The following is a 24,333-nucleotide window of genomic DNA, read 5'->3' as shown; positions in this document are numbered from 1 at the left end:
CGAAGGCCCGGGCGACCACCGCCGGCCACTCATCGGGGTCGGGGACGTGCACGCTGGTCTCGGGTGTCGCCGCGTACGGGGTGTGCACGGCTCGACCGGGAGACGGGCGTGCCGTCGGCCGAGTCGGTGGTCTCTTGTGTCCGGGCCGCGTTCACCAGCGGCGTATGCGGCTGGGCTCCACCGGCGGACGGCGGGTGCCGTCCCCGGCCACGTACGGGTCCTCGGGCCCGAAGGGCCTGGTCCACCAGTCGTCGGGCGCCGGTGTCCACTCCTCGTCCGGGTAGATGCAGTCGACCGGGCAGACCGGGGGCAGGCACTTGCCGCATCCGGAGCACAGCTCGGGGACGATGGCCATCATGTGACCGAGGTTGAACGCCGCGCCGAACTGGGAGGGGCACGCTTCCACGCACGCGTCGCAGCTGATGCACTCGGTTTGTTCGATGCGCAGGGGTGGCAGCCGCCATTGTTCGGGGCGCTGCCGCTGCTCGGTCCGTTCGGCACGCGGTGACTGGCTCGCCTGCTTCCTGGCGTCGCTGCCGCGCCTGCTGTCCGCCGCGCCGGTTCGTGTGGTCCGGGCGGCCGGCTGGGTCCGGTCTCGGTCATCGGTCATGGGCGCTGCCTCCGAGGGAAGCTTCGGGAAGGGATCGTTCGCCGAGTGCGGCGGCCCAGCCGGTCGTGGTCCGTACCGCTTCCGCCAGGCCTCGTGAGGAGAAGCCGTGACTGCCGTGCACGACGGACAGCTCCCACATGGGGTGGCGTGCGGTCTCGGCGAGCATCGTCCGGACGTGGTCCTCGCCGGTCTCGTCGTAGCCGTAGACCACGAGGACCGGGACGGCGCTGTCGTGCAGCAGCCGCGGGTAGTCGCGTCCGCGGTCGTCACGGTTGTAGGCGACGCCCTGCCACAGGCCGCACCACTCGGCGGCCAGGGTTCCGTCGACCCTGCGCAGCCGGGGCGTAGGCCCCTCGCCGTCCTCGCTGAGGATCGGACCCCACAGGACTGCCCCGGTGACCTCCGGCAGGGCGTGCGCGGCCATGGCGGCTAGCCGGGCTCCGGCGCTGTTGCCGACGACGACGAACCGTTCGGCCACTCCTGCCGAGCGCAGTCGAGCCACGGCCGCGGTGAGGTCCTCCAGGCGTCGGCTCCAGGTGGAGTGGGTGAAGGAGCCGTCGCTGACGCCCATGCCCCGGCTGTCGTACCGGAACACCGGCACGCCGTGCGCGGCTCCGGCGTGGGCCAGCGCGGGCCCGCACTCGTGGATGTCGACGCGTTGCCCGGGGTTGCCGGGTTCGTAGATCAGGCAGACCGGCTGGGGTGCGCCGCCCGGCCGCGGGCCGGGTTCGTGGAGGATGCCGAGCAGGTGCTCTCCGCCGGAGGTGAAATTCAGGGAGCTGATCCTGTCGCCCCTGGGGCCGGGCACCGTTTCGGTGACGGCGGGTGAGGGCCCGGACTTCGGGAGCTCGCGGGGCGCGGGGTCGGCGAGCATCTCGCGTACGAAGCCGAGCACGGCGTCCAGCACCGCGCGGCGCGGTTCGTACGACCAGTGCCAGCTCGGTGCCCACTTCGTCGGCTCGTGGCGGATCTCCCTCACGGCGAGACCGGTGCGGCGCGCGTAGTCACGGTCCTCCCGGTCGGCGGCGACGACGAGGGCGCGCGCGTCGCGCAGGCCGGTGAAGGCCTCCTCGGCCGCGACGGCGGCAGCGGCGAGCAGGGCTGCGTCGACGGGGCCGGCGGGCTGCGGTGGCTGGTACGGCTCTCCCACCATGGCGTCCAGGAGTGCGGCCACCGTGTCGTCGTCCTGGAGTTCGTCGGGCGCCACCCGGCCGCGCCGGGCGAGGGCGGTCATGGCCTCGGGCTGGTGGGCACCCGCCCGGCATCGGTCGGTGCCGGGGCAGACCAGTACGCCCGCCTCGGTCTCGCCGGAGCGCAGGAGTTCAGCGACGAGCAGGTTACCGAGGCCGTAGCCGACGGTCACCACCCGTCCGGAGCCGATCCGGCGGGCCTGGGCGACCGCCGAGTACGCCGCCGTACGGACGGAGTCCGGCGTGGCGAGGCGGCCGGTCAGAGAGCTGTCGCCCTGGCCCGGATGGTCGTACTGGAGAACGTTCAGGCCCTGTCCGGCGAGCTCCCGCGCGAGGACCGCCCACAGGTACCGGGGTTCGCTCATGCCGACGCCCAGACCGGACAGCAGGACGACAGTCGGGGCGGCGGGGTCCGTACGGTGCTGGACCACGCAGGTGGTCGCCTCGTGCGTGCCCTCGGTGAGGGGGCGCGGTGCGAGGAAGAACTGGCTCAGCTGCGTGCCCATGCCGCCCTCCGCTCGTCTGCCGCCCTCCGCTCGAACTCCTGCAGGCTCATGCCTCTCAAGGTGAGGTCCAGCAGCAGCTCTTCGGGGAACTCCGGGTGTTTGCGGGCGAAGACCTGGGCCGAGGCCTCCAGGGATGCCTCGTAGAAGCCGACCGGCCTGCGGTGTGCGAAGTGGTGGTTGCGGGCGGACCGGCAGTGGCGGTACTCGGCCCCGAGCCGTACGAGCCGGTAGCCGAGTTCCAGATGTTCCAGGCCCCACTCGGTGAAGTCCTCGTCGAAGCCTCCGGCTCGGGCGAACAACCGCCGGGGCAGCGACACGTTGCCGGACAGGAAACTCAGCCACCGCACCGGGGAGGTAGTGGTGCCCGCCGAGTCGTACACGCCGCAGACCTTCTTGACGAAGGCGGGGGTTCGGGCCCCCCGGTCCAGTCCGCCCGAGGGTGCGGTGAGCAGGCCGGCGAGGGATTCGGCCCGGGTGTCGAAGTCGGAGACGTAGAGCTCCCTGACGTCGCCGACGACGACCCTGTGCGCGCTGCCGGTGTGCGCCTCGGCGTGAGCCCGCACGTATCCCGGAACGGGCGCCCGGTCCCCGTCACAGAAGACGATCAGCTCGCCGGAGGCCTCCCGCACTCCGTGGTTGCGTGCGGCGGCACGTCCCCGCGGCGGGGTGCGGACGGCGCGCAGCGGCAGGTCGCCGGCGGCGGCGAGCACGTCGGCGGTGCCGTCGCGGGAGCCGTCGTCCACCACCACGATCTCCCAGTCGTCCCGGGGAACGTCCTGGGACGCGAAGGCGCGCAAGGTCACGCTGAGGCGCGAAGCCTGGTCGCGAGTGGGTACGACGACGCTCACGCTGGGCGTTGCTGCGGTCATGACGGTCTCCGGTTCAGACGACGACCAGGTCCTGGCCGAGCCAGTAGTTGCGGTGGGAGTGGTCCGCCTCGGCGAAGCGGCGTTCCACGTCGAGGTATCCCTCGACGAGTTGGTCCGCCGTCAGGAGCTTGGGCTTGAACGTCACGGCCAGGGGGTCGTCGATCCCCTGCGGGCGTTCCTCCAGCAGCCGGCCCTCGGTGCGCAGGTGCTCGTACAGCGGTGTGCCGGGGATCGGGTAGAGGATGCTGAGGAAGAGCCGGGAGACCTTGGTGCGGACGGCGAAGTCGTACGTCTCCTCGAAGACGTCCGGATCGTCCCAGTCGAAGCCGAAGATGACGTTGATCTGGGTCTCCACTCCTGCCTCGTGCAGTCGCAGCAGCAGGTCCTCGGCCTCGGGGATGGTGAAGAAGGTCTTCTCGGTGAAGACGCGGTTCTTCTCCCTGACACTCTCCACGCCGAAGGACACCACGCGCATGCCACCGTCGAGCGCCGACTGGACCACGTCGGGGTGGCGGGAGAGGTTGAAGTCGGTCTGGCAGCCCCACTCGATGCCCTCGCCGCGGAGCCTGCCCAGCAGTTCCTCGGAGCGTTTGGGGAAGACGAGGAAGTCGTCGTCCCGGAAGACGACCCGGGGGATCCCGAAACGGTCGCGGTACTGGAGCAGTTCGTGGACGACGTCGTCCACGGGGCGGTAGCGCCAGTTGCTGTAGAGGAACTCGCTGCAGAAGGTGCAGCGGCGTGGGCAGCCGCGTGCGGTGAACGACGGCAGGACGTACGGCGGCTCGATCCTGCCGAAGTCCACGAGGTCGAAGCGAGGCAGCGGATGGCCGTGCATGGGCACGAGTTCGTGGCTCTGGTAGACCTCCTTGAGCTGCCCCCGGCGCAGATCGTCCAGGACGTGGCGCCACAGCACGTCCGCCTCGCCGACGACGACGCAGTCCGCGAACCTGCGGATGACCGGCACCAGGCCGTGCCCGTCCTCTACGGTCACCGGGCCGCCGACGACCACCCGCGTGCCGCTCGCCCGCACCATGCGGGTGATCTCCAGGGCGCGTTTGAGCTGGATCGTCTGGCAGGTGATGCCGACCAGGTCGTAGGAGGCGAGGTCGTAGTCGTTCTCCAGGTCCTCGCAGACCTCGTAGACCAGGTGTACCTCCCACTCGGGGGGCACCATGGCAGCGAGGTAGGGCAGGGTCAGGGAGATGAGCTGGGACGGACGCTTCTCCCTCTTGTCCAGTCCCTCGGGTGTGTAGACGGCAGGCTCGATCAGCAGTATTCGCATGGTGACTCCTCTGCGGGGGCGCAGCGCTCCTGCCGTGCGCGGAACTCCGCGTATCGCTCGGGGGTGCCGATGTCGGTGAACGGTTCGGGGATGCGGTGGGCGGCGAGTGTCCGGCGCGCGACCAGCCGGCGGTACAGCTCGCCGAGGTCGACGGGGTCGGGCCGGCCGGCCACGTGGTCCAGCGCGGAGCGGCGCAGGACGCACACCCCGGTGTCGGTCCACCGCGTGTCCGTCTCCCCGTCGTCGTCGGTCTTCTGGTAGGCCGTCACCCGCCCGTTCCGGACGGTGGTGTTGGGCGGCACTCCGGTCGGGGCATCGGTGACGACCATGGTGGCCTCGTCACCGGGGGCCAGCCAGTCGGCGGCTCCCGTGTAGCGGATCGGCAGGTGTGTGTCGCCCAGGACGAGCAGGAAGACCTCGTCCAGGTGGTGCGCACCGGCGCGCAGGGCCCCGGCGGTCCCCCGGGGGACGGTCTCGACCTGGGCCATGATCTCGACCGGTGCCGGCATGTCGCGCAGATGGGCGAGGACGGGCGCGGCGAGGTGTCCCAGGCAGAAGTGGAAGCGGAGCAGACCGGAGTCGAGCAGCGGCTCGAGCAGGGTGTCCAGGAAGGGCCGTCCGGCGACGGGTTGCATGATCTTCGGGAGCTGCACCGCGAGACGTCCGAGCCGGGTGGCGCGCCCGCCGGCCAGCACCACGGTCTGGAGTCCGCCGGGTCCAGGGGTCCTGGGGTCGCCGTGCTGCGACTGCGGGCCGTTCACCGGTCGTCCCCTGCGGGCAGCAGCCCGCGGCGTTCCGCCAGGAGCAGGGCGAGTGCCGTCGGTGCGTCCTGGATGCCGCCGTCCGCGGCCATGGACAGCGCCTGGTGCACCGGCACCGGGTACGGGCTGAGGATCTCGTCCGGCTCGGGGTGTGCCGTGCCGGTGTGTACGCCGGTGGCCAGGAACAGGTGCACGCGTTCGTTGGAGGAGCCGCTGGACGGCCAGGTCTCGCCGAGAGGGCGCAGCGTGCCGCCGTGCGCTCCGGTCTCCTCGGCCAGTTCCCGCCGCGCTGCCTGCGCCGGCCCCTCGCCGGGTTCACAACGGCCGGCGGGGGCCTCGACGCACCACTCCCGGACGGCGATCCGCCAGGACCGGATCAGCAGGACCGTGCCGGCGGCGGTGACCGGCAGCACCAGGGCACATGCGGGATGGTCGACGTAGTACCACCTGCGGGTACCGCCCGTGGCCGAGGCCAGGTCGGCCTCACGCACCGTCAGCCAGGGTGTGGACAGCGCTGTGCGCAGGCCCGCCGGTGCCTCGGGGGAGCGCTCATCGGTCATGGGGACGCACCTCCGCGAGCGCGGCGGTGAGTGCCAGGGCGGCGTGGGCGAGGCGCTCGTCGTCGAGGCTCGGGTAGATCGGCAGGCAGAGCTGGTCGGCGCAGCTGCGTTCGGCCCCGGGGAACTCGGCGGCCGGGTACCGGTCCCTCAGTACGGGCTGGTGGTGGAGGGGTGTCGCGTAGACCTCTCCCTGGGGCTGCACTCCGCGCTCGCGCAACGCCCCCTTGAGCAGGCCCCGGTTGCCACCGGGCGGGAGCAGGAAGATGGCCTTGTACCCGCTGTAGGGGTGGTCGGGCAGCAGGAACTCCCCCGCCGCGGCTTCCTTCAGGGCCTCGGCGTATCCGGCGGCGACCCGCCGCCGGGCGGCGACCGTCCCGGCCAGCCGGGTGAGCTGTGCCCTGCCCAGCACCGCGGCGATCTCCGGCAGCCGTGCGTTCCAGCCGAGCCTGGTGTGGCGGCTCACCCACGGTTCGGGCTTGCCGAGGTTGCGCAGCAGCCTCACCTCCTCCGCGACGTCGGGGTCCCCGGTGACGACCATGCCGCCCTCGCCGCTGGTCATCACCTTGGTGGCGAAGAAGGAGAACGCCGCGGCCGTGCCGAAGGTGCCCGCGTGCCGTCCGTCGCGCTCACTGCCGTGGGCGTGCGCGCAGTCCTCGACCAGAGCGATGCCCGACGAGCGGCACCAGGCGGTGATGCGGTCGGTCTCCGGGCCGATGAGGCCGCCCATGTGCACGACGGTCACCGCCGCGGTCCGTGGCGTGCAGGCCGCCCGCACCTGGTCCTCGCTCGGGGACATGGTGCGGGGATCCACGTCGGCCAGCCGCACCGTGGCACCGGCGCGTTCGGCGGCGACGTAGGTCGCGAAGTTGGTGTTCGCCGGTACCACCACCTCGCGTCCACGCACGTCCAGGGCCTGGAACACCAGCTCCAGGGCGGCGGTTCCGCTGGAGACCGCCACGGCATGCCGGGCACGGGTGAAGGCCGCGAACTCCGCCTCGAACCGCTCGACGTTCTCTCCTTGGGAGAATCTGCCGACGCTCAACAGGCGTTCGATGCCGGCCAGCACTTCCCGGCGCTCGGTTTCGTCGACCTCGATCTCGACAGCAGGAACGGATAACACACGACCCCCTATCGGAATTGGCCGGAGAACAGCGGTATGCCGTCCGGCCTCATTCGGCAACCAACGTATCAGTTCCCGTGGGGCACGCAACCCCCGATTTCCAGAGAACCCGATCCGGGCGCTCTTGACCGGCCCGGCACGGTGTCTTATCAATGCATGACGGCACACCGAAAACTCCCGGGCTCGAAAGGTGGATTCCCATGGCTCTCCAGCAGACCGCGGCGCATCTGAAATCGTTCATCGCCACGCAGTACGATTCCGTGTCCCGGTCGTGGCATCCGTCGGTGGCGGAGCTGATCGGTGTCTCCGTGCCCTGGCTGGACGGCCCGTGGCTGGAGCCGTTCAACGGCCAACATGCCCGCCAGCAGCTGTTTCGTTCCCTCGTCGCCGCCGTGGACCCGTACGCGATCTTCGAGTCCGGCTCGTACCGAGGCGCGTCGACGCGCTTTTTCTGGCAGTCCTCGGGAAAACCCGTATACACCGCGGAGAAAAACTCCAATTTCGCGCGCTACGTCGGCCGGCGATTCCGTCATGTACCCGAGGTGAAGGTGATCAACCGAGATTCCAGGGAGGCACTGCGCCTACTGCACCACGGAAATCATCTCCCGGCTTCAGAATCCATCTTGTTCTACCTCGACGCGCATTGGAACGAGGATCTTCCACTGCGCGAGGAAGTGGATTTCATCACCCACACCTGGCCGTCTTCGGTCATTGTCGTCGACGATTTCAAGGTGCCCGAGGACGAAGGTTACGGATTCGATGTGTACGGATCTGTCGAACTGTCGCTGGAGTACCTGGGGGCCGAGGCCATCGGCCCGTACCGGGTCCTGTGGCCGAGTTGCCGCTCCGAGGACGAGACCGGCTACCGCCGCGGGTGCGTGGTGCTGGCCTCGCCGAAGACGGCGCACGCCCTGGCGGAACTTCCCGAACTCCGCGGCGGCCCGGACACGGTCGGCTGACGGCCCGCGCCGCGGGGCCCCGGCGCATGTGCGCCGGGGCCCCGCGGCGCGTTCGACGGTCGGCCGGCACGGCACGGCACATCCGGTGAGGTCGCTGTTCACGTCACGTCCTCGGTGGCCCGGAGCCGCTCGTAGACCTTGAGGTAGCCGCCGACCATGTCGCGGGCGTCGAACTCCCGGCGCACCGCTGCCCTGGCGCGACGCGCACCACGCTCCGCCTTCTCCGGGTTGTCGAGAACGGCGCAGATCGCGTCCGCCAGCGCGTCGGGGTCCTTCGGTGGCACGGAAACCGTACCGGGGCAGCTCTCCAGCACCTCCGAGAGCCCGGGCACCGCTGTGGCGATGAGGGGCCGTCCGGCGGCGATGGCCTCGATGGCGGACAGCCCGAGCCCTTCGCTGTGGCTGGGCTGGACGACGACGGTGGCCGCGGTGTAGATCGCGCGCAGCGAGCCGAAGGGCAGCGCGGAGGTCCGCAGCAGCACGCGCTCGGACAGATCGGCGTCCGCGATGTCCTGCTCCACCTGCCGCTGGTAGGCGACGGACGCGGAGTTGAGCGAACCGACCAGGACGGCGCGGGCACGTGGGTGGCGTCGTGTCACCCGGGTCATGGCCCGGACGAGTTCGCGCTGTCCCTTGCGTTCCTTGAACCGTCCGACCAGCAGCACCACTTGATCGCCCGGTGCCACCCGGAGCCACTGGCGGGCCTCGTCGACCTCACTCCCGTCACCGGGGCCGTACAGATCGCCGTCGATGCCGTACCGCGCCAGGTGCACCCGGGCAGGGTCCGCGCCGTACTCGATGGCCTGCCTCTGGTATTCGGCGCTGCCGGTCACCACGGCGTCGTAGGGCAGATGACCGTAGACCAGCCGCGTCCGGGCGCTTCCGAAGGGGTCCGTGTGGGGGGTGGTCTCGTTCATCGTCACCACCAGGGGGCAGCGCAGGGAGGATGTCATCATCGCGCCGAGCACGGCTCCGACCTGGCAGAACGTCTGCAGGACGTCGGTCCGGTCCGGGGTGATCAGGTCCTGCGCGTCACGCAGCAGGCCGAAGACGCGCTCCTCCCAGGGCACGCGGTCGGGCGACCTCCAGCGCTCCGGATCGGTGCGGGACCGGTGCACCCGTACGCCCGCCAGCTCTTCGACGGCCGACGAGCCGGGATAGCGCTCGGTCAGCACGGAGACACTGTGGCCCTCGCGGACCAGTCCGGCGGCCAGGGTGAACGCCTGCGTCTCCGATCCGCCGCGGACCGGCGGGAAGGTGGGGGTGAGAAACCATATCTTCAACTCCGAGCTCCCTGCCGTGTCATCGGGTCCGCCACACCTGGGCCAGATACCGGTCGCCCACGTATTCCTGCTCCTCGACCGCGACACGGTCGGCGTACCGGGTCAGATCGCCGTACGCGTCCAGAGGCCGGACAACGGTCGTGGTCGTGCGGCTGGAGACGTCCTGTGCCGCTGACGTGGGATTGTGGCCGTCCACGATCAGCAGTTCTCCGCCCGGCCGGGCGGCTACGCGGCCCATCTCGCGCACGGACGCCCGGAACTCCTCCTCGTCGACGACGTGTTGCAGGGTGAAGACCGCGAGCACCAGGTCGAAGGCTCCCGAGGGCAGCGGGAGTTGCGCCGTGGACGCCCGCAGCGCCACCGCCGGTCTACCGGCCACCGCCTGCTGGGCCCTGTCCACCATCCCGGCCGACCGGTCGATCCCTACGGTCAGGCCGGCACGGCGGCTCACCCAGCTCGTCAGTCGGCCGACTCCGCATCCCAGATCGACGACCCTCCGCCCGTCGAGGTCCTGCACGAGCCGTTCGATCAGTGACTTCTGGGCGCTGTCGACGACGGCGCACTCGTCCTCGCTCCAGCGGTTGGAGAGGACCGCGTACAGCCCCGGGTTCCCGGCCCGCCCGTCCCAGACGTCCATCTCATACCTCCCGCAGGGAGCGGGCAGCGGCCGGGGCCGTCGCTGCGGGGAGACCGGCCGCGGGCGACGCCACGTCCGGCACGTCGATGTCGGCGCGGTCGCGCAGCAGCTCGGTGAGCATGTGGTTGACGGCGAGGTGGACGTCCTCGACGACGCCGTAGTGCGAGGCGTTCGCCAGGATCACGTGGTCGGCGAGGGCACGGGCGGCGCCACCGTCGAAACCGAGCAGGGCGATCGTCTCGACCGAGCCGGCACGGGCGCACGCGAGGGCCTCGACGATGTTGGGGGAGTTGCCGCTGGCGCTGACGACGATCAGTACGTCCCCCGGACGCGCCTGGGCGGCCAGCGGGCCGGCGAACACCGCTGCGTAGGAGACGTCGTTGGCCCAGGCCGTCACGGCGGAGACGTCCAGCAGCGGTACCACTCGCAGTCCCCCCGGCCGGCCCCGCACTGCGGTCTTGGCGAGATCGCAGGCCATGTGGGAGGCGGTGGCGGCGCTGCCTCCGTTGCCCGCGACGAACACCGTCGAGCCTCGGGCCCAGGCGGCCGCCAGCCGGTCGGCAGCCGATCTGACCCCCGCCACGCTGAGGTTCTCGACGGTTTCCACCAGCGACTTCACGTAGTCGTCCGGATCCACTGGGATTTCTCCACTTCGCAGAATCGGCAGGCCGGTCAGGATCGTGCGCAGGTTCGGGTCAGGTGGTCGGCGAGGTCGCCTACGGTGTCGTACGAGAAGAGCAGCAGCCGTTCCTCGTCGAGCCGCACGCCGAACTCCGCCTCGAAGGCGACCAGCGTCTCGATGAAGGCGAGCGAGTCGACGCCGAGGTCCTGGGTGAGTGACTGGGAGCCGTCGAGTTCCTCGACGGGGCGTGGGGGGATGCTGATCGCGGCCACCTTCTCGGTGATCCAGGCCCTCACCGATGTGGTCGTGCTGTCCGTACTCACGGCGCTGCCGGCCGCGGTGTTGCCGTTCATGGCTGTCATCAGCCTCCTCGACGTCCCTGCTGGGCGGGGTGACGGCTTGCGGGGTCACGTGCGGGTCGGGGTGTGGTGATCAGGCCGTACGGGAGTGCCGGGCGATCTTCCCGTTGCGGGTGCGGGGGAAGTCGTCGACCACGACGATGCGCCGTGGCACCTTGTGCGGGCTGAGCCGGGCCCTGCAGAAGCCCAGCAGTTCCCGGTCGGACGGGACGGGCGTCCCGTCCGCCAGACGTATCCGGGCGGTCAGCGACTCGCCCGACCGCTCGTCGCGTTCGAGGTCGCACACCGCTTCGACGACGGCGGCGTGCCGGGTGAGGCAGGCCTCCACCTCTTCCAGGGAGACGTTGATTCCGTTCACGATGGCGATGTTGCGGAGCCTTCCGCACAGTTGGAGGAAGCCGTCGTCGTCCAGCCGGCCGAGGTCACCGGTGCGCAGCCAGCCGTCGCGCAGCACCTCGGCGGTTTCCTCCGGACGCGCGTGGTAGCCGGTCATGACACCGTCCCCCCGGACGACGATCTCGCCGGCGCGCCCCGTCGGCAGGCTGCGGAATGCCCGGTCGCGGATGGTGATCTGCATGCCGGGCACGGCACGGCCGACGCTCCGGGGGCGGTCCGCGCGGTCGCGCTGCCGGAGGGTGGTGATGCGGGGGCCGGCCTCGGTCTGGCCGTACGTCTCGATCAGTTCGGTGCCGGGCAGTCGGGCCGTCACCTCGGCGAGCACCTCGGCCGGGGTGGGCGCGCCCCCGAAGACGATGTGCCGCAGCGACGACAGATCACAGGCGCGGTGCCAGTCGCCCAGGCCGAGCAGCCGGAGCATCGCCGGCACCAGCAGAGTGGAGGTCACGCGGTGCTGTTCGACGAGCCGGCCGAAACGGCTGGGCAGGAAGTCGCCGTCCAGCAGCACGATGTGGCCGCCTGCGGCGAGTTGTCCGACGAGCTGGACGGTGTTGCAGTAGCCGAAGCCCAGCGGGACGGTCACCAAGGTGGTGTCCCGCCCGGTCGCGGCGCCGAGCGAGGCACGGTGGGCGCGGGCGCTCGCCAGGACCGACCGGTGAGCGAGCTCGACCCGCTTGGGCAGGCCGGAGGATCCCGAGGTGCCGAGCAGTACGGCGGGCGACTCCGGGTCCCGCGGCGGCGAGGGGACCGGTACCGGGGCGCCGAGGGACGGTCGCAGCCTGCGGAGATGCCCCTCGACGCCGGCGCGTACCGCTATGTCGAGAACAGCGGTGCGGGCGTCCGGCCCTGGTGGACGGGCGCGCGTGCCCTCCGCGTCCCGGATGAGCAGACGGGGCTCGCAGTCGTCGAGTTCACGGGCGGTCTCGTCCTCGCTGAGGTCGGTGGCCAGCGGTACGACGACGCCGCCGAGTTCGAGTACGGCGAGGTAGAGGACGACGTATTCGGCGGAGCGGCGGATCTGCAGGGCGATCCGATCGCCGGGCTCGACCGCTCGGGCCAAGGCGCCGGCCACCTCCCGTACGCAGTCGAGGAGTTGGCGGTACGTCAGCCCCAGTCGGCCGTCCGTGAGGGCGGGAGCCCCGGGACTGTCCTTGGCGGAACGTTCCAGCACTTCCGGAACGACCAGGTGTGAATTGCTTGGATCGCGGGGTGGTTCCGACGGGTCGTGGTGCGCATGATGTCCGTCACACACAGAGACCTCCGTCCGCTATAGTGGGCGGCCCCGACCAGGGTTATCCACTCAGGTCGAGGTTGTCAACAACAGCGGACAGGCGAGCCAGCATTGCTGGCACTTGCATCCGCTGTAGCGGACAGTCGAAGGTTGGTATGACATCACCACGCAGCATCGGCGGAGGCGCCCCGTGAGCGACGCAGAGCCATCTCGCAGACGCCCTCTCACCCGGAGGATCGATCAGCACCTGACCAGGCTCATCAACGCGCTCTACCCGGACGAGCGCACCCGGCCGGGCTACACAAGGCTGGCCAAGGAGATCCGCGAGACCACGGGAGGCGCACTCTCGGGCACGTACCTGTGGGAGCTGGCTTCCGGAAGGAAACACAATGTGACGCTCGAACAGCTCGACGTCCTGGCGGAGTTCTTCGGTGTGCCACCGGAGTACTTCCTCAACGAGGAGGTCACAGAGCGCGTCAACTCCCAGCTCCGGCTGGCCGCCGCACTGCGCGCGACCAAGGTCCGCTCACTGGCGCTGCGCGCCGAAGGCCTGTCGGAAGAATCACTGGACGCCCTGCTGACCATGGTCAACCAGGCACGCACGCTCCAAGGGCTGCCCCTCGTCGAGGACCAGGATCCTGACGAGCGCGGGCAGCGGGAGCCTGACGCCCGGGACACAGACAACACCGCGCCGGGACGCTGACGGCAGGCACCGTCCGCCACCGGCGCACTCCGCGGGCGATCCCGAACGAAGGGGACACCTTGGTACTGCGACACAGAACCCTGCGGCGGCGCTGCCACTCACTGCTGGAGACCCTCGACCTGTCCCGGCGCGTCACTCTGGACGAACTGTGCCGATGCCTGGCCCGGCACCGTGACCGTCCCTTGCACGTTCATCCGCTGCCGACCCAGCCGATGGCCCCCGGTGCATGCGGAGTCTGGCTCGCCACCGACACCGACGACCACATCTTCGTCGAGCCGGCGACCAGCCGTCTCCACCAGGAGCACATCATCCTGCACGAGATCAGCCACATGCTCCTCGAGCACGACGCCGGCGGTCTGCCCCCGGCTTCCGCCATGAGCGCCCTCATGCCCGACCTCTCCCCCGGCCTCGTGCGGCAGTTGATGGCCCGTACGTCGTACGACACACCCCAGGAGCAGGAAGCGGAGACGCTGGCGAGCCTCATGTGGAGCACGGCGCTGCTCTCCGCCGGCCCGGAGCGGCCCACGCCCACGCCCGAAGGACCGCTGGGGAAGCTGGAGAAGGCACTGGGGCTGGACACCCCGTGCTGAGTGACGCGGTCCTGGCCGGCGACCGATTACAGACCCTGGGAACGCTGACCATGTGGGCCGCCATCCTGCTGAGGGCGCCCCACGCCCTGGTGTCGCAGCGTCAGCGGCCACTCTGGCTGATCATTCTGGCGGCGGCGGTGGCGAACTCCCTGGACCTGGAACAGACCGGGTACCTCCTCGACCGGTGGGGCTGGGACGGTCACGGCATGGACCTCGTACGCAACGTCTGTGGGGTCGTCTCGGCGGTCATCCTCCTGGAGTTCACCGGTTCCGTCACCGGGGACCGGACACTGCGGCGCCGACTGCGTGTGGTGGCGGCCAGCGTCGTGCCCGCCGTGATCGTCCTCGACATCGCGAGTCCGCCGCATGCCGCACACAGCGTCGGGGCGGGCGGCACGCCCACGCCGTCCACGGCGTTCTGGCTCCTCATCGTCGTCACGCACCTGGCTGCCAACTGGGTGTGCGCGCTGGTCTGTCTGAGGCACCTGCGTGACAGCGGCAACCGTCGGCTGCGCGCCGCGGTCATCCTCTTCTCCTCCGGAACCCTGTTTGCCAGCCTTTTCTGGCTGAGTGTCCTCTGCCAGCTCGCGGCCGGCCCTTCCTGGCCGCTCTCCCTCAAGCCGTTCTTGCTCGCCCTGCACGGGCTGCTCACCTCGGCCGCCCTGACGATTCCGACCGTGGCGGCGATCCGCCAGGCCGTGACGGAGTCATGGAGTTGCTGGCGGATCTGGCCGATGTGGCGGGAGTTGATGGACGCATGTCCGAACGTCGCCCTCTCCCAGCCGCGTCCGCGGCTCCTCGCAGTTCTGTCCCCGAAGGGGAAACGCCGACTGCTGCTCTACCGCCAGGTGGTCGAGATACATGACGCCATGCTCGTGCTGCACGACTACGCGCCCGCCGAAGTGCACGCGAGGGCACGGCACTTGTTCGCGTCCAAGAGCCAGGGAACGGACCGGGCCGCCACCGCGTTGGCCCACCTCCTCAAGGAGGCGCGCCGGGCGAAACTGGCCGGCGACCCACCACGGCGCCACGCCGGCGCCGTCTCCGGTCCCGGCTGTGCGGACCTCTCCGAGGAGAGGGCGTTCCTGACCCGGGTCGCCTGTGTGTACGCCACCGCTTCGGTGCCGGTGTCTCCCTCCCCTGCGGCACACCCGGCGGCCGGTCCGCACCACACACCGACGACAGACGAACCACGCGGAACACACGGAACACAGGGAACACAGGGAGGAAATGTCGTATGAGCACAGTCGCCCCGCCCCGTGCCGGACGGCGGGAGTGGACCGGACTCGCCGCCCTGGCCCTGCCCACGCTGCTCATCTCCATGGACATGACCGTCCTGTACCTGGCGATGCCGCAACTGAGCGTCGATCTCGGGCCGACCTCCACGGAAATGTTGTGGATCACCGACATCTACGGCTTCCTCATCGCCGGCGCGCTGGTCCCGATGGGGGCGCTCGGTGACCGGGTGGGCCGTCGTCGGCTGCTGCTGACCGGCGCCGCCTTGTTCGCCGCCGCTTCGGTCCTCGCCGCGTACTCGACGAGCGCGCCCATGCTGATCGGCGCACGCGCCCTGCTGGGGCTCGCGGGGGCCACGCTGATGCCCTCCACTCTGTCGCTGGTCCGCGTGATGTTCGAGGACACCCGCCAACGAGGCTTCGCCGTCGCCGTGGTGATGACCAGTTTCTCGGTCGGCACCACCATCGGCCCGGTGCTCGGCGGTGTGCTGCTGACACACTTCTGGTGGGGCTCGGTGTTCCTGCTGGGAGTGCCGGTCATGGTGCTCCTGCTCGCCCTGGGACCGACCCTGCTGCCCGAGTACCGCGACCCCGCTGCCGGGCGGCTGGATCTGGCCAGCGCCGTACTGTCGCTGGCCGCCGTGCTGTCGGTGGTGTACGCGGTCAAGCAGCTGGCCGAGCACGGCGTGGGCTGGGTGCCGGCGGTGTCCGCCTCGGTCGGGGTGGCGGTGGGCACGGCCTTCGTCCGCCGCCAGCGACGGCTGACCGACCCGCTGCTCGACCTCGGGCTGCTCGGCGACCGGGTCGTCAACGCCTCACTGGGAATCTATCTGCTGGGGCTGCTGGCCATGGGCGGTACCCAGTTGTTCATCGCCCTGTACCTGCAGGAGGTCCTGGGACTGTCGCCCATGCTCGCCGGCGCGTGGATGGTCCCCGCCGCACTGGGCACCATCGTGGGTTCGCTGCTGGCTCCGTTGCTCGTACGCCGACTGCGTCCGTTCGCCGTCGTCAGCGGCAGCCTCCTGCTGGCGGGCGTGGGCTTCGGCACCATGACCCGGCTGGGCAGTGACGACCTCCCGCTGCTCATGGTGGGCTACGTGATCGTCGCACTCGGCCTGAGCCCGATGATCGCCCTGTGCACAGACCTCGTCATCAGTACGGCGCCGCCCCAGAGGGCGGGAGCGGCATCGGCCCTGTCCGAAACCAGCGGCGAATTGGGCGTGGCGCTCGGCGTCGCGGTGCTCGGCAGCTTCGGCATGGCGGTTTATCGGGACCGGCTGTCGGACACCGCGCCGGACGGTCTGCCCCCGGAGGCGGCGGACACCGCGACGAACACCGTCGCCGGCGCGGTGCGGATCTCCGGGGAACTCCCCGGCCGCCTCGGCGAAGCCCTGGCCGACGCCGCCCGTGAGGCCTTCGCCCACGGCCTCGCTCTGGCCTCCGTGGCCGCCACCCTGATCGTGATCACCGCCGCCGTCCTCAGTGCGGTCCGGCTCCGCGATCTGCCTGCCTCCGCTGCCTCTGCCTCCGCTGCCACCGCAGTCCACCCGGACAGGGACCGGGCCCCCTCTTCAGGACCGGATGCCGAGGGGCGGGCCTCCTCGGCGCAGCCTGCCTGTGTCCTCGGTGACGGCGAACAGGGCCACCGTAGCGACAGGAGGAAACAGTCATGATGCATGACATGGTGATCACTGGCGGCGCCGCACACATCGCGGCCGAGGACGTCATCAAGACGCGCGGGGACCGGACCGTACTGAACGGTGTCACCCTCACCGTCTCGGCGGGCGACCGTCTCGGCTTGATCGGGGAGAACGGCGTCGGCAAGTCGACCCTGCTGCGCGTCCTCGCCGGCGGCGAGGCCGCGGACCGGGGACAGGTCCGGTACGCACTCGACGGGAACCCCGGCTTTCTGCCTCAGGAACCCGAACTGCCGGGCGACTGGGACCTGTCCCGGTGCCTCGCCCTGGCCCGCGCCGACCTGGACGGGATCAGTGAGCGGATGCGCGAGCTCGAGCAGCGCATGAACGACGGCGACGAGGCCGGGCTGTCTCCGGTGCTGGACGAATACGCCACGCTCCAGGAGGAGTTCTCAGCCCGCGACGGCTGGCGCTTCGAGGCGCGCGCCACAGAGGTCTTCGAGGCACTCGGTCTGCGCCGACTGCCGCCGGACCGGCTCGCCCGCGACTTGTCCGGGGGCGAGCGGGCCCGCCTCAGTCTGGCCCTGCTCGTCCTGCGCCGACCGCCCGCACTGCTGCTCGACGAGCCGACGAACCACCTCGACGACGCGGCGGCGGACTGGCTCGTCGGCTGGCTCGGCTCGTATCCCGGACCGTGCCTGATGGCCTCACACGACCGTGACCTGCTCGACGGCGCCGTCACCGGCCTGATCGACCTGGACGGCCCCGAAGGCACGGCCGTCCGCTACGGCGGACGGTACGGCTCGTACGCCGCCGAACAGGTGGCGGCACGGCGACGCTGGGACACCCGGTACCGGGAGTGGGAGGAAAAGCGCGCCGTGGCTCAGCGGCGGCTGTCCCGCGCCGGCGTGTCGGCGCGCTCCTACCGGGGGCCACGCGACACCGGGAAGATGGAGTACGACGCCCGGGCCGTCGGCGCGCAGGCGGCCGTTTCGCGGCAGGCACGTTCGGCCCGGGAGGAGCTCCGGCGCCTGGACGCCACCCCCGTACCAAGGCCGCCGGCACCGCTGCGCTTTCGAGCGGTCGGCCTCGTCGACGCCGAGTCCGACGGCCTTGGCGCACCGGACGCCGACGACGGCCTCCTCGTCGACGCCGAGGCCACGGCGGCACTCGACGGCATCCGTCTCCCTCCGGTGGCTCTCGGGGGCAAGGACCGCGTCGTGGTGGTGGGCCCGAACGGCGCGGGCAAGTCCACCCTGCTGCGCGTCCTGGCGGGAGAGTTGCCTCCGAGCTCGGGCACGGTGCGGTACAGGCCGGGCGTGCGTGTCGCGCACTTGCCTCAGGAGAGCCACTTCGGCTCCGGGCACCGCCCCATGCTGCGGGCCTTCGCCGAACGGGTGACGGCCTCGGAGGACGAAGCCGCTGAACACCTCCTCGGCCTGGGCCTGTTCCGGAAGGAGGACCTGCGGGTACCGGTGGGTTCGCTGAGTGTGGGGCAGCGGCGCCGGCTCGACCTCGCTCGCCTGGTGCGGCTCCAGCCTCACGTACTGCTCCTGGACGAGCCGACCAATCACCTGAGCCTGCCCCTGGTCGAGGACCTGCAAGCAGCACTCGACGAGTTCCCCGGCCCGGTCCTCACCGTCACACACGACCGCCGGCTGCGCCGCGCGGCAGGTCGGCTCATCGACATGGGACATTCCGCCTCACCGCAGTGACTGAGGTCGTGGGAGCCACGACGCCGACGGTTGCACTGGGAGGTGGCCGCGAGGTCCGTGAACCCCTTGCGGATCAGGGCCTGATACTCCTCGGTGACGTAGCCGTGCCCCATGCTGCCCGGTTCGAGCGATAGCCGAGTTCGACCACGGCGGGGCTGTGCTCGTCCAACGGCCGGAACAGGGAAGGGTGCGCGACGAGGGCCTTGCAGTGGCCCAGATAGGCACGCTGCTGGGCGGACTTCACCAGTTTGCAGACCATCGCCGAGGCCGCGCCCACGCTGCCGGCCCAGGAGTGGCCGATTCCCGGTAGCCGTCGCTCATGGCGATCAGCTCCTTGGTGCCGTCTGCGCATGCGCCCTTGTTCCGGCCAAACCCGCGCGAGGTGGCGGCGAAGTCTCACAGGTTCGTCCCTGCGGAAACGGCCAAGAGGGTCGGTCGTGCCTTGTCTCGCCGCGCTGATGACGTGGTCGATCGCGGTGGCGACGTCCTTGGCGACATGGGTGGGCTGGTAGGTGTCCTGGGCTCAGGGCTGTCCTTTCGACACCCGCACGGTTCGAAGCCCGAGCGCGATAGCGCCGGAGTTGTCGGCATACGGGGAATCGCCGATGCCCCACGCATCGGGCAAGGGCATTCCGACGGTATCTGCGGCAGCATGGAAGAATCCTAGGTTCGGGTGGACCAGCACTGGAGGTACCCCTGAACGCGTTCCGGATCGCCGTCGGGCAACACTTGAGGGCTTGCGGTGGGAGCATCGGAGTGCTCTTCGGGATGAGGCTGCGATGGCGCCGCCAAAGCCCAAGGTCGACTTGTACGCGGCGATCCGTCGTGATGCCCGGGCAGATATGTCGTACCGGGCGTTGATGCGTGAGCTCGGTGTCGGGTTCCGCACGGTGAAGGCCGCAGTGGAGTCGGTCTGGCCGCCGCCCCGGAAGAAGCCGCGTCCTCGCTGGACACGTCTGGACCCCTACAAGCCGGGATCGCCCTGGAGGCCGCCGGCTGCAGGGTGGTGCACGCGTCCATCCCGCAGTCCCACCGGCGCGGGGACCGAGGCAGAGGTGGGCTTCGGCGCGTGAACGTACGCCTGGCCGGCGCAGCATGCAGCAAGATGTCTGGGATGACTCCCCTCGACAACGCCTGGGACGAGCTGCGCGGACAGCTTCGGCTTGGCCAGCAGCTGACCGGAACAGTGGACTGGGTTCGCCATCCCGGCGTCACCGGGATCGGTGTCGACTTGGGGCTTGCCGTCACCGGCTTCGTCGACATACTCATGCTGCCGCGGGACGCGACGCGCTGGCCTGCCGTCGGCACAACGACGGACTTCGAGATCTGGTGGATGGATAACCGTCCGCAGATCAGGCTCATGCCCGTCGACCCGGGCTTCGTGCGTGAGGACTTCGGCAGCTGGGTGCTCGTGGAGGACTCCCCGGCAGCAGCGCTGTGGCGTGAGCGCCATCGAGGGCTCGCAGAGGTTTCTGGCAAAGGACCGACCATCTGAGTGCGCCCGCAAATCACCTTGCTCTGCTTGTTGTTGACGTAGGCATTCAGCTTGGCACTTCTTGTTCGCGACTGGACGAGGGCGACGCCCTCATTCGCCGGCGCACGCTGCCTGCTGCCTGCTGCCTGCTGCCGCGATACGTCTCAGTTTCTGATGAGAGGCTCGTATCGGTGACCCTCCGGCGTGAGGATGAGAACGAAGCTCTCTCCTACCCGAACAGCTACCTCCCACAAGCGGGCCAGAACCTCTCCCTGCTCCGGGAGGCCGAGGCCAAGGGCTGCAGCAGCTCGGTCTCGTCGGGCCACGAGGTCCGGCATGCCCTCGACGTACTCGGCCGCGAGCTCGCGGCTCTCCTCGTCTTCGAACGTCTCGCAGTCGCGCCACCACGGGGCGACCAGCAGCAGCCGCAGGAGCTCGGGCAGTCCGATCGCCACCAGAGCCGCACGCCCTTCGGAGTCGGCACAAAGACATTGTTCGCCCCGTCCTGCCGGACGGGTAAGCGGCGGGTAGCCGTTGGAGGCGGTCCGCGTAGTCTCGCGGGATGCATTCTCATCCGAGATTCGAGAACCCTCCCGCCCTGCCTCACGGGGTGGTGGTCGAGACGTTGGAACGTGCTCTGCGTGACCGCTCAGCAGAGTGCGAGGCGGCAGGAGTCCTGGTCGGCACCGCGTTGAACGACGGTGACGCGGGGTTCGTCGAGCACTGGTGCGTGCAGGTCGGGACGCGGGCTGTGTCGGGTAGTCCGCTGCTCGGGCTGGCTGGGCTGTGCCTGGGCCATACCGCTCGACGCTTTGGGCATCTCAGCGATGAGGCTCGCGCGCTGGCGGAGTCCCTGGCGGCGCGGGCCGAGGCGGACCCGTCGGATGTGGACGGTCGGGCCCTCGACGGCCATGACGATGTCCGGAGCTTCCTCCACCTGTGGTGACTCCGCGTGGTGCCGCTGTTGGTGTCGACGGTCGAAACGCGGGTCGACACCGAGCGATTCCCCACCCTCCGTGTCGTTCAGCTGATTCCCCGGTGCGTCGCTCCTCCTCTCGGACGCCGACCTCGCGCCTCGGGAACTCGGGTTGACGGCTGATCGTCTTCTGGACATGTCCCGTGTTCTCGTTCTCGGTGTCGACCCGCGCGCAGTGCCCGGTGTGGATGGAGATGCCCTTCGAGTGGCCCTCGATCTGGAACTGGCCCGATTCGGCGAACACGCCATCGATGCGTCGATGACGCTGATCGAGCTGGATGAGTCGACCGCGCCGACGATCGTCGCAGCACTGTCCGAGCACAGCTGGGACGTCGTTGTCATCGGGGGTGGGATCCGCAAGCCGGAACTTCTTCTGCCGCTCTTTGAGCAGGTCGTGAATCTGGTCCGCCGTCACGCGCCGAAGGCGGCGATCGCGTTCAACACGAGTGGCGGCGACAGCGTCGAGGCAGCCAAGCGGTGGCTGTGAGTCAGGGCGTGCAGATCTTTGACTCGTGGCTTTCCGCTCGGCGGTTCGCTGGTCTGGCACGGAGCGGGATCGGAGTGGTCGCCCGTGCCGCCGGTGTCCGAGAAGCCACGGCGTCGCCAACGCCTTCTACCTGTATCTCAGGGATCCCGACGGCCACCGGGTCGAGATCGGTACCTTCGACTACTGCACCGGCGACCCGATCACGAGACCTACAGCTGGCCACGCAGGTCTCGACCTCGACGGCCACCCACAGCCCGTCTCCGACGCGCTGCTCGTCGAGTCCGCCGTCCAGGTGGGGGCGGACGGACTGGGCTGAGTCGCCCGAGGGCTCGCGAGGCTCCCGGCTCGCAGAGAAAAGCTCTGTTCCCTCGCTCGGCGGCAGGATTCCCCGCGAAGGGTGCCGCCGAGCCCGGTCAGTCCTCTCCGGTGCAGCCGATCGTGTGCGAACGACGTGGGGTCAGTCGTCGCAGGAGACTTCGCTGTCTCCGGGATCGCCCAGGCAGATGTCGTTGCCGTCCTGGCCGTCGCTGAAGTCGTTGCCCTGGATGCCTTCCGTGCCTCCCCGCATGGTGTCGGCACCCGCGCCGCCCCACAGCTCGTCGGCGCCGGCCCCGCCGTTCAGGGAGTCGTCGCCCGCGTCGCCCTCCATCACGACACGGACGTCGCTGGACCGCGCGTCGAAGGTGTCGTCGCCTTCCTTCCCGTAGAGATAGGCGCGGGTCCTGGTGGTCTCCAACGTCACCGTGTCGTCGAGGTCGCCCGTGTCGATGGACAGCGCGCGTACCCCGGCCGCGCAGATCACGGAGTTGGGGGTCCGCTGGGTGCAGCCCGTGCCGGCGGTGACGGTGTCGCCCTCGTCGGCGATGACGATATGGCCGCCCGACACGCTGACGGTGATCTGGTTGGCCTTGCCCTCGGCGGCGGCGACGTAGATGAACGCGAAGTTCGCGGTGACCCCGTCGCGGCATGAGCCTGCCCTGCCGGCAGCAGTACCGCCGCACCTACCGCCGCCGCCGTGACTGCCGCCTGCAACCCCTTGCGGGTTGACGTTCGCATGCTGCTCCTGTCGTCGAGGTGTCCGTGCACCGACCGTTCGTCGGGCGTTCGGCACTCGCTGCAGCATGCTCATGGCAAGGTCGGGGCGGATGGGGGCACGGCCCCCAGTTATGGCGGACGCGTCAAGGAGTGCGTCCCACGGGCGTCCCAGCGCCCGGGGAAGGTGCCAGGCAGCAGCGGCCACGGCGTCCCACCGTCCCCCGGACTCCGGTTCTCCTTGCCGAGAAGGATCATCGTCGGCAATGTCTGTTGCCCGCCGGGCCTCTCCGCGATCACCGGAGACCGGGACCCCGTGGCATCTCAACGACAGAAGGAAGCAGACATGCGCCTTTCCCTCAGCAAGCGCACTTTCGCCATGGTCGGCGCCATGGTCGCCGGTTCGGCGATCTTCGCGGCGCCCCAGGCCCACGCCGACTCCTACAAGGGATGCGCGTACCCCCGCGTCTGCTTCTATCTCACCGCCGCCGACTGGCAGGCGCAGTCGCCGACCGCCGCGTACCAGGACGTCACCGACTACTACCAGAACCTGGGATCGCGGAGCCGGGGCTCGACCTATGTGTTCAACACCCGCAACGACGACCGGGTGATGCTCAGGTACCTCCGCAACGGCGTGACCGGCTACGAATGCATCGAGCCGAGCACGGGACGCCAGTACCCCTCCTATTTCACCGTGACGGGCGTCATGATCCAGAGCGCTTCCAGCTGCGACTGACGCTCAGGGAGGGACTCAGGAGCAGTCGTACGTGAAGCGGGTGGCCGCGGTGTGCGGGTCTGCCGTGAGGATGCGCAGTTCGGCCCGGGCCTTGCGGTGGCCCTTGCCCTGGAAGGTCCACCGCAGGTGCACGCGTGCCTGACGCTGGCCCCGGACCATCACCTCTTCCAGGACAGCCGAGCGGGTACCGTCGCTGCGGATCCAGCGGTACGAGAACGTGCCCGGTCGGCCGTTCGTCGCGACGACGGCGACGATGTCCGCGGTGCTGTCGCACCGCAGGACCGTGGGCCGGGCCGTGACCGTCACCGCGTCGATCTTGAGAGGCGGTCCGAGCCGCTGCCAGGCGAGGAACGCGAGGACGCAGAGGAGCACCAGCACGGGCAGGGCGTGTCGGCGCAGCCGTCGGCGCCGGGGTACCGGGGTCGGCGGCAGGGCGGGGAGCGTGCGGTGGGTTCGCTGCGCGACGATGTTCGTCACGCCCGGGCCGAAGCGCAGCAGCGTGCCGTCGATGCGGTCGGGCGGGGTGGACCCGTTCACTGCGGCTGTGGGGGGCTGTTCGACGGTCGCCTCGGCGACGGTCTTCTCGGCGACAGTCGCCTCGGCGAGGGTGTCGCCGGTCTCGGGTCTCACGATCCAGTGGCTGGCCAGCACAGTGGCGCTGTACTCGGCGTATTCGGCGCGCTCGGCGTGTTCGCTGTCGGCCGTGTCCGCCTCGGCAGCGGGTACGCGGTCCTCGACCGGGCCGAGGTGCATGGTGGGGGCGGACTCGCCTGCGGTCGGAAGGACCTGGGTGGGCTCGCCGCCTTCGGTGCGCTCCGGCACCTGCGTGGCCGTGTCGTCGATGCCCTCCACCAGGGTCACCGAGTCCGGCAGCATCATCGTGGGCTCGTCGGCCTCCGCCGGCGCGGGTGTGCTGTCGTCGTTCTGCGTGGTCATCGGATATCACACCGTCTGGTCAGAAGCTGCTGCGAGGCGCCGCCGTCGGCGGCGGTCGGGGTCGTCGCGGCCTGCACCGCCCAGTACCTGTAGCAGCCGGTGCTCCGGAAGGCGTGGTCGACGGTGAGCGTGTACTGGGTGGCGCCGCTGCGTTCGAAGGTCTGGGACGTGCCCTCCGGGGCGCCGAGTTGTCCTCTCGAGTCGCCCGCGAACCACGAGACGGTGAGGGAGACCGGTCCGGTGCCGTCCGTGACGATGCCGATGGTCGCCGTGGCGGTCACCGGACCCGTCTGGCGGAAGCCCGACACCGACACATCCTTGACGGCGGGGGCGGTGACCGGGGTCGGGGAGGTGGTCGTGGGCGCAGGGGTGGTGGTCGTCCCGCCGGGCTCGGCCGTCTCCGTGGTCCCGTCCGTGGTGGTGGAGG

At 70.3% G+C, this 24,333-nt stretch carries 27 protein-coding genes and 2 pseudogenes; 10 read left to right on the top strand and 19 right to left on the bottom strand.

Annotated elements, in window-relative coordinates; all coding sequences use genetic code 11:
- Positions 1 to 151 precede the first annotated feature (151 nt).
- Genes P1P70_RS11255 through P1P70_RS11225 form a run of 7 tightly spaced genes read right to left on the bottom strand, consistent with a single transcriptional unit; the run spans position 152 to position 6,898 of the window.
- Positions 152 to 610 (bottom strand): ferredoxin family protein, encoded by a 459-nt coding sequence (locus P1P70_RS11255; protein ID WP_319236671.1) that lies wholly within the window; start codon positions 608 to 610, stop codon positions 152 to 154.
- Positions 600 to 2,306, bottom strand: coding sequence for an alpha/beta hydrolase (locus P1P70_RS11250; protein WP_319236670.1), 1,707 nt, complete (start codon positions 2,304 to 2,306; stop codon positions 600 to 602). The genes P1P70_RS11255 and P1P70_RS11250 overlap by 11 nt, the downstream gene beginning before the upstream one ends.
- Entirely contained in the window at positions 2,291 to 3,175 is an 885-nt protein-coding gene (locus P1P70_RS11245) for a glycosyltransferase family 2 protein (protein ID WP_319236669.1), read from the bottom strand. The genes P1P70_RS11250 and P1P70_RS11245 overlap by 16 nt, the downstream gene beginning before the upstream one ends.
- 13 nt (positions 3,176 to 3,188) lie before the next feature.
- The gene (locus P1P70_RS11240) at positions 3,189 to 4,457 is read right to left on the bottom strand and encodes a radical SAM protein (RefSeq protein ID WP_319236668.1); all 1,269 of its coding nucleotides are present in this window, start codon (positions 4,455 to 4,457) and stop codon (positions 3,189 to 3,191) included.
- Entirely contained in the window at positions 4,442 to 5,218 is a 777-nt protein-coding gene (locus P1P70_RS11235) for a sugar phosphate nucleotidyltransferase (RefSeq protein ID WP_319236667.1), read from the bottom strand. Before P1P70_RS11235 ends, P1P70_RS11240 begins: the two co-directional genes overlap by 16 nt.
- Positions 5,215 to 5,778: an NUDIX hydrolase gene (locus tag P1P70_RS11230; protein ID WP_319236666.1), complete on the bottom strand. Its 564-nt coding sequence runs from the start codon at positions 5,776 to 5,778 to the stop codon at positions 5,215 to 5,217. The genes P1P70_RS11235 and P1P70_RS11230 overlap by 4 nt, the downstream gene beginning before the upstream one ends.
- Complete coding sequence (locus tag P1P70_RS11225) at positions 5,768 to 6,898, bottom strand: DegT/DnrJ/EryC1/StrS family aminotransferase (RefSeq protein ID WP_319236665.1); 1,131 nt, start codon at positions 6,896 to 6,898, stop codon at positions 5,768 to 5,770. Before P1P70_RS11225 ends, P1P70_RS11230 begins: the two co-directional genes overlap by 11 nt.
- A gap of 200 nt (positions 6,899 to 7,098) precedes the next feature.
- Between P1P70_RS11225 and P1P70_RS11220 the strand changes: the two genes are divergently transcribed.
- On the top strand, positions 7,099 to 7,857 hold the full coding sequence (locus P1P70_RS11220; protein WP_319236663.1) for a hypothetical protein: 759 nt from the start codon (positions 7,099 to 7,101) through the stop codon (positions 7,855 to 7,857).
- Positions 7,858 to 7,955: 98 nt separating this feature from the next.
- Here the strand turns inward: P1P70_RS11220 and P1P70_RS11215 are convergent, their stop codons facing one another.
- From P1P70_RS11215 to P1P70_RS11195, 5 genes are all read right to left on the bottom strand, one after another.
- Complete coding sequence (locus P1P70_RS11215) at positions 7,956 to 9,140, bottom strand: glycosyltransferase family 4 protein (RefSeq protein WP_319236661.1); 1,185 nt, start codon at positions 9,138 to 9,140, stop codon at positions 7,956 to 7,958.
- 19 nt (positions 9,141 to 9,159) lie between these two features.
- Positions 9,160 to 9,777 carry a class I SAM-dependent methyltransferase gene (locus P1P70_RS11210; protein ID WP_319236659.1) on the bottom strand — a complete coding sequence of 206 codons (618 nt, stop codon included), beginning with the start codon at positions 9,775 to 9,777 and terminating at the stop codon, positions 9,160 to 9,162.
- Between the two features lies 1 nt (position 9,778).
- Positions 9,779 to 10,414: an SIS domain-containing protein gene (locus P1P70_RS11205; RefSeq protein WP_319236658.1), complete on the bottom strand. Its 636-nt coding sequence runs from the start codon at positions 10,412 to 10,414 to the stop codon at positions 9,779 to 9,781.
- Between the two features lie 35 nt (positions 10,415 to 10,449).
- The gene (locus tag P1P70_RS11200) at positions 10,450 to 10,761 is read right to left on the bottom strand and encodes an acyl carrier protein (RefSeq protein WP_319236657.1); all 312 of its coding nucleotides are present in this window, start codon (positions 10,759 to 10,761) and stop codon (positions 10,450 to 10,452) included.
- A gap of 70 nt (positions 10,762 to 10,831) precedes the next feature.
- Positions 10,832 to 12,325, bottom strand: a complete 1,494-nt coding sequence (locus tag P1P70_RS11195; protein ID WP_319236656.1) for a class I adenylate-forming enzyme family protein — start codon at positions 12,323 to 12,325, stop codon at positions 10,832 to 10,834.
- Positions 12,326 to 12,575: 250 nt separating this feature from the next.
- Here P1P70_RS11195 and P1P70_RS11190 point away from each other — a divergent pair, with 250 nt between their 5' ends.
- Genes P1P70_RS11190 through P1P70_RS11170 form a run of 5 tightly spaced genes read left to right on the top strand, consistent with a single transcriptional unit; the run spans position 12,576 to position 18,265 of the window.
- Positions 12,576 to 13,088 carry a hypothetical protein gene (locus P1P70_RS11190; RefSeq protein ID WP_319236654.1) on the top strand — a complete coding sequence of 171 codons (513 nt, stop codon included), beginning with the start codon at positions 12,576 to 12,578 and terminating at the stop codon, positions 13,086 to 13,088.
- A gap of 59 nt (positions 13,089 to 13,147) precedes the next feature.
- Complete coding sequence (locus P1P70_RS11185) at positions 13,148 to 13,678, top strand: hypothetical protein (protein WP_319236653.1); 531 nt, start codon at positions 13,148 to 13,150, stop codon at positions 13,676 to 13,678.
- Positions 13,672 to 14,919 (top strand): MAB_1171c family putative transporter, encoded by a 1,248-nt coding sequence (locus P1P70_RS11180; protein ID WP_319236651.1) that lies wholly within the window; start codon positions 13,672 to 13,674, stop codon positions 14,917 to 14,919. The genes P1P70_RS11185 and P1P70_RS11180 overlap by 7 nt, the downstream gene beginning before the upstream one ends.
- Complete coding sequence (locus P1P70_RS11175) at positions 14,916 to 16,586, top strand: MFS transporter (protein WP_319236649.1); 1,671 nt, start codon at positions 14,916 to 14,918, stop codon at positions 16,584 to 16,586. The genes P1P70_RS11180 and P1P70_RS11175 overlap by 4 nt, the downstream gene beginning before the upstream one ends.
- Positions 16,583 to 18,265, top strand: a complete 1,683-nt coding sequence (locus tag P1P70_RS11170; protein WP_319236647.1) for an ABC-F family ATP-binding cassette domain-containing protein — start codon at positions 16,583 to 16,585, stop codon at positions 18,263 to 18,265. Before P1P70_RS11175 ends, P1P70_RS11170 begins: the two co-directional genes overlap by 4 nt.
- Before the next feature lie 50 nt (positions 18,266 to 18,315).
- On the opposite strand, the pseudogene P1P70_RS11165 reads toward P1P70_RS11170, so the two are convergent.
- Both P1P70_RS11165 and P1P70_RS45745 read right to left on the bottom strand, forming a co-directional pair.
- Positions 18,316 to 18,443 (bottom strand): annotated as a pseudogene (locus tag P1P70_RS11165) (GNAT family N-acetyltransferase); the annotation flags it as partial.
- 345 nt (positions 18,444 to 18,788) lie between these two features.
- Positions 18,789 to 18,950, bottom strand: coding sequence for an HAD hydrolase-like protein (locus tag P1P70_RS45745; RefSeq protein ID WP_413471454.1), 162 nt, complete (start codon positions 18,948 to 18,950; stop codon positions 18,789 to 18,791).
- Positions 18,951 to 19,379: 429 nt separating this feature from the next.
- Between P1P70_RS45745 and P1P70_RS11160 the strand changes: the two genes are divergently transcribed.
- A complete protein-coding gene (locus tag P1P70_RS11160; protein WP_319236645.1) occupies positions 19,380 to 19,760 on the top strand; it encodes a hypothetical protein in 381 nt (126 codons plus the stop codon).
- Positions 19,761 to 19,903: 143 nt separating this feature from the next.
- On the opposite strand, the gene P1P70_RS11155 is transcribed toward P1P70_RS11160, so the two are convergent.
- Positions 19,904 to 20,194 (bottom strand): hypothetical protein, encoded by a 291-nt coding sequence (locus P1P70_RS11155; protein WP_319236643.1) that lies wholly within the window; start codon positions 20,192 to 20,194, stop codon positions 19,904 to 19,906.
- A 194-nt stretch (positions 20,195 to 20,388) separates the two neighbouring features.
- Positions 20,389 to 20,676 carry a hypothetical protein gene (locus P1P70_RS11150; RefSeq protein WP_319236641.1) on the bottom strand — a complete coding sequence of 96 codons (288 nt, stop codon included), beginning with the start codon at positions 20,674 to 20,676 and terminating at the stop codon, positions 20,389 to 20,391.
- Positions 20,677 to 20,851: 175 nt separating this feature from the next.
- On the opposite strand from P1P70_RS11150, the gene P1P70_RS11145 reads away from it, so the two are divergent.
- Together P1P70_RS11145 and P1P70_RS11140 are read left to right on the top strand one after the other, a co-directional pair.
- A complete protein-coding gene (locus P1P70_RS11145) occupies positions 20,852 to 21,202 on the top strand; it encodes a hypothetical protein (RefSeq protein WP_319236639.1) in 351 nt (116 codons plus the stop codon).
- A 25-nt stretch (positions 21,203 to 21,227) separates the two neighbouring features.
- Positions 21,228 to 21,518, top strand: coding sequence for a hypothetical protein (locus P1P70_RS11140; protein WP_319236637.1), 291 nt, complete (start codon positions 21,228 to 21,230; stop codon positions 21,516 to 21,518).
- A 141-nt stretch (positions 21,519 to 21,659) separates the two neighbouring features.
- On the opposite strand, the gene P1P70_RS11135 is transcribed toward P1P70_RS11140, so the two are convergent.
- Entirely contained in the window at positions 21,660 to 22,331 is a 672-nt protein-coding gene (locus P1P70_RS11135) for a hypothetical protein (protein WP_319236635.1), read from the bottom strand.
- A gap of 249 nt (positions 22,332 to 22,580) precedes the next feature.
- Between P1P70_RS11135 and P1P70_RS11130 the strand changes: the two genes are divergently transcribed.
- Complete coding sequence (locus P1P70_RS11130; protein ID WP_319236634.1) at positions 22,581 to 22,970, top strand: hypothetical protein; 390 nt, start codon at positions 22,581 to 22,583, stop codon at positions 22,968 to 22,970.
- 15 nt (positions 22,971 to 22,985) lie between these two features.
- On the opposite strand, the gene P1P70_RS11125 is transcribed toward P1P70_RS11130, so the two are convergent.
- Both P1P70_RS11125 and P1P70_RS11120 read right to left on the bottom strand, forming a co-directional pair.
- Complete coding sequence (locus P1P70_RS11125; RefSeq protein WP_319236633.1) at positions 22,986 to 23,906, bottom strand: hypothetical protein; 921 nt, start codon at positions 23,904 to 23,906, stop codon at positions 22,986 to 22,988.
- A pseudogene (locus tag P1P70_RS11120) lies at positions 23,903 to 24,333 on the bottom strand (serine/threonine protein kinase); the annotation flags it as partial. The pseudogene P1P70_RS11120 and the gene P1P70_RS11125, both read right to left, overlap by 4 nt.

The organism is Streptomyces sp. MB09-02B, assembly GCF_033794485.1.
In the GTDB taxonomy this organism is placed as follows: Bacteria; Actinomycetota; Actinomycetes; order Streptomycetales; family Streptomycetaceae; genus Streptomyces.
The sequence above is the reverse complement of the archived record's forward strand: the minus strand, read 5'-3'. Positions and strand labels throughout refer to the sequence as shown.

Coding starts and splice junctions, on each gene's coding strand:
- P1P70_RS11230 (WP_319236666.1), bottom strand. CDS start 5,778: ATGACCGATGAGCGCTCCCCCGAGGCACCGGCGGGCCTGCGCACAGCG.
- P1P70_RS11160 (WP_319236645.1), top strand. CDS start 19,380: ATGACTCCCCTCGACAACGCCTGGGACGAGCTGCGCGGACAGCTTCGG.
- P1P70_RS11135 (WP_319236635.1), bottom strand. CDS start 22,331: ATGAGCATGCTGCAGCGAGTGCCGAACGCCCGACGAACGGTCGGTGCA.
- P1P70_RS11130 (WP_319236634.1), top strand. CDS start 22,581: ATGCGCCTTTCCCTCAGCAAGCGCACTTTCGCCATGGTCGGCGCCATG.
- P1P70_RS11245 (WP_319236669.1), bottom strand. CDS start 3,175: ATGACCGCAGCAACGCCCAGCGTGAGCGTCGTCGTACCCACTCGCGAC.
- P1P70_RS11250 (WP_319236670.1), bottom strand. CDS start 2,306: ATGGGCACGCAGCTGAGCCAGTTCTTCCTCGCACCGCGCCCCCTCACC.
- P1P70_RS11220 (WP_319236663.1), top strand. CDS start 7,099: ATGGCTCTCCAGCAGACCGCGGCGCATCTGAAATCGTTCATCGCCACG.
- P1P70_RS11175 (WP_319236649.1), top strand. CDS start 14,916: ATGAGCACAGTCGCCCCGCCCCGTGCCGGACGGCGGGAGTGGACCGGA.
- P1P70_RS11200 (WP_319236657.1), bottom strand. CDS start 10,761: ATGACAGCCATGAACGGCAACACCGCGGCCGGCAGCGCCGTGAGTACG.
- P1P70_RS11125 (WP_319236633.1), bottom strand. CDS start 23,906: ATGACCACGCAGAACGACGACAGCACACCCGCGCCGGCGGAGGCCGAC.
- P1P70_RS11255 (WP_319236671.1), bottom strand. CDS start 610: ATGACCGATGACCGAGACCGGACCCAGCCGGCCGCCCGGACCACACGA.
- P1P70_RS11145 (WP_319236639.1), top strand. CDS start 20,852: ATGTCCCGTGTTCTCGTTCTCGGTGTCGACCCGCGCGCAGTGCCCGGT.
- P1P70_RS11240 (WP_319236668.1), bottom strand. CDS start 4,457: ATGCGAATACTGCTGATCGAGCCTGCCGTCTACACACCCGAGGGACTG.
- P1P70_RS11170 (WP_319236647.1), top strand. CDS start 16,583: ATGATGCATGACATGGTGATCACTGGCGGCGCCGCACACATCGCGGCC.
- P1P70_RS11210 (WP_319236659.1), bottom strand. CDS start 9,777: ATGGACGTCTGGGACGGGCGGGCCGGGAACCCGGGGCTGTACGCGGTC.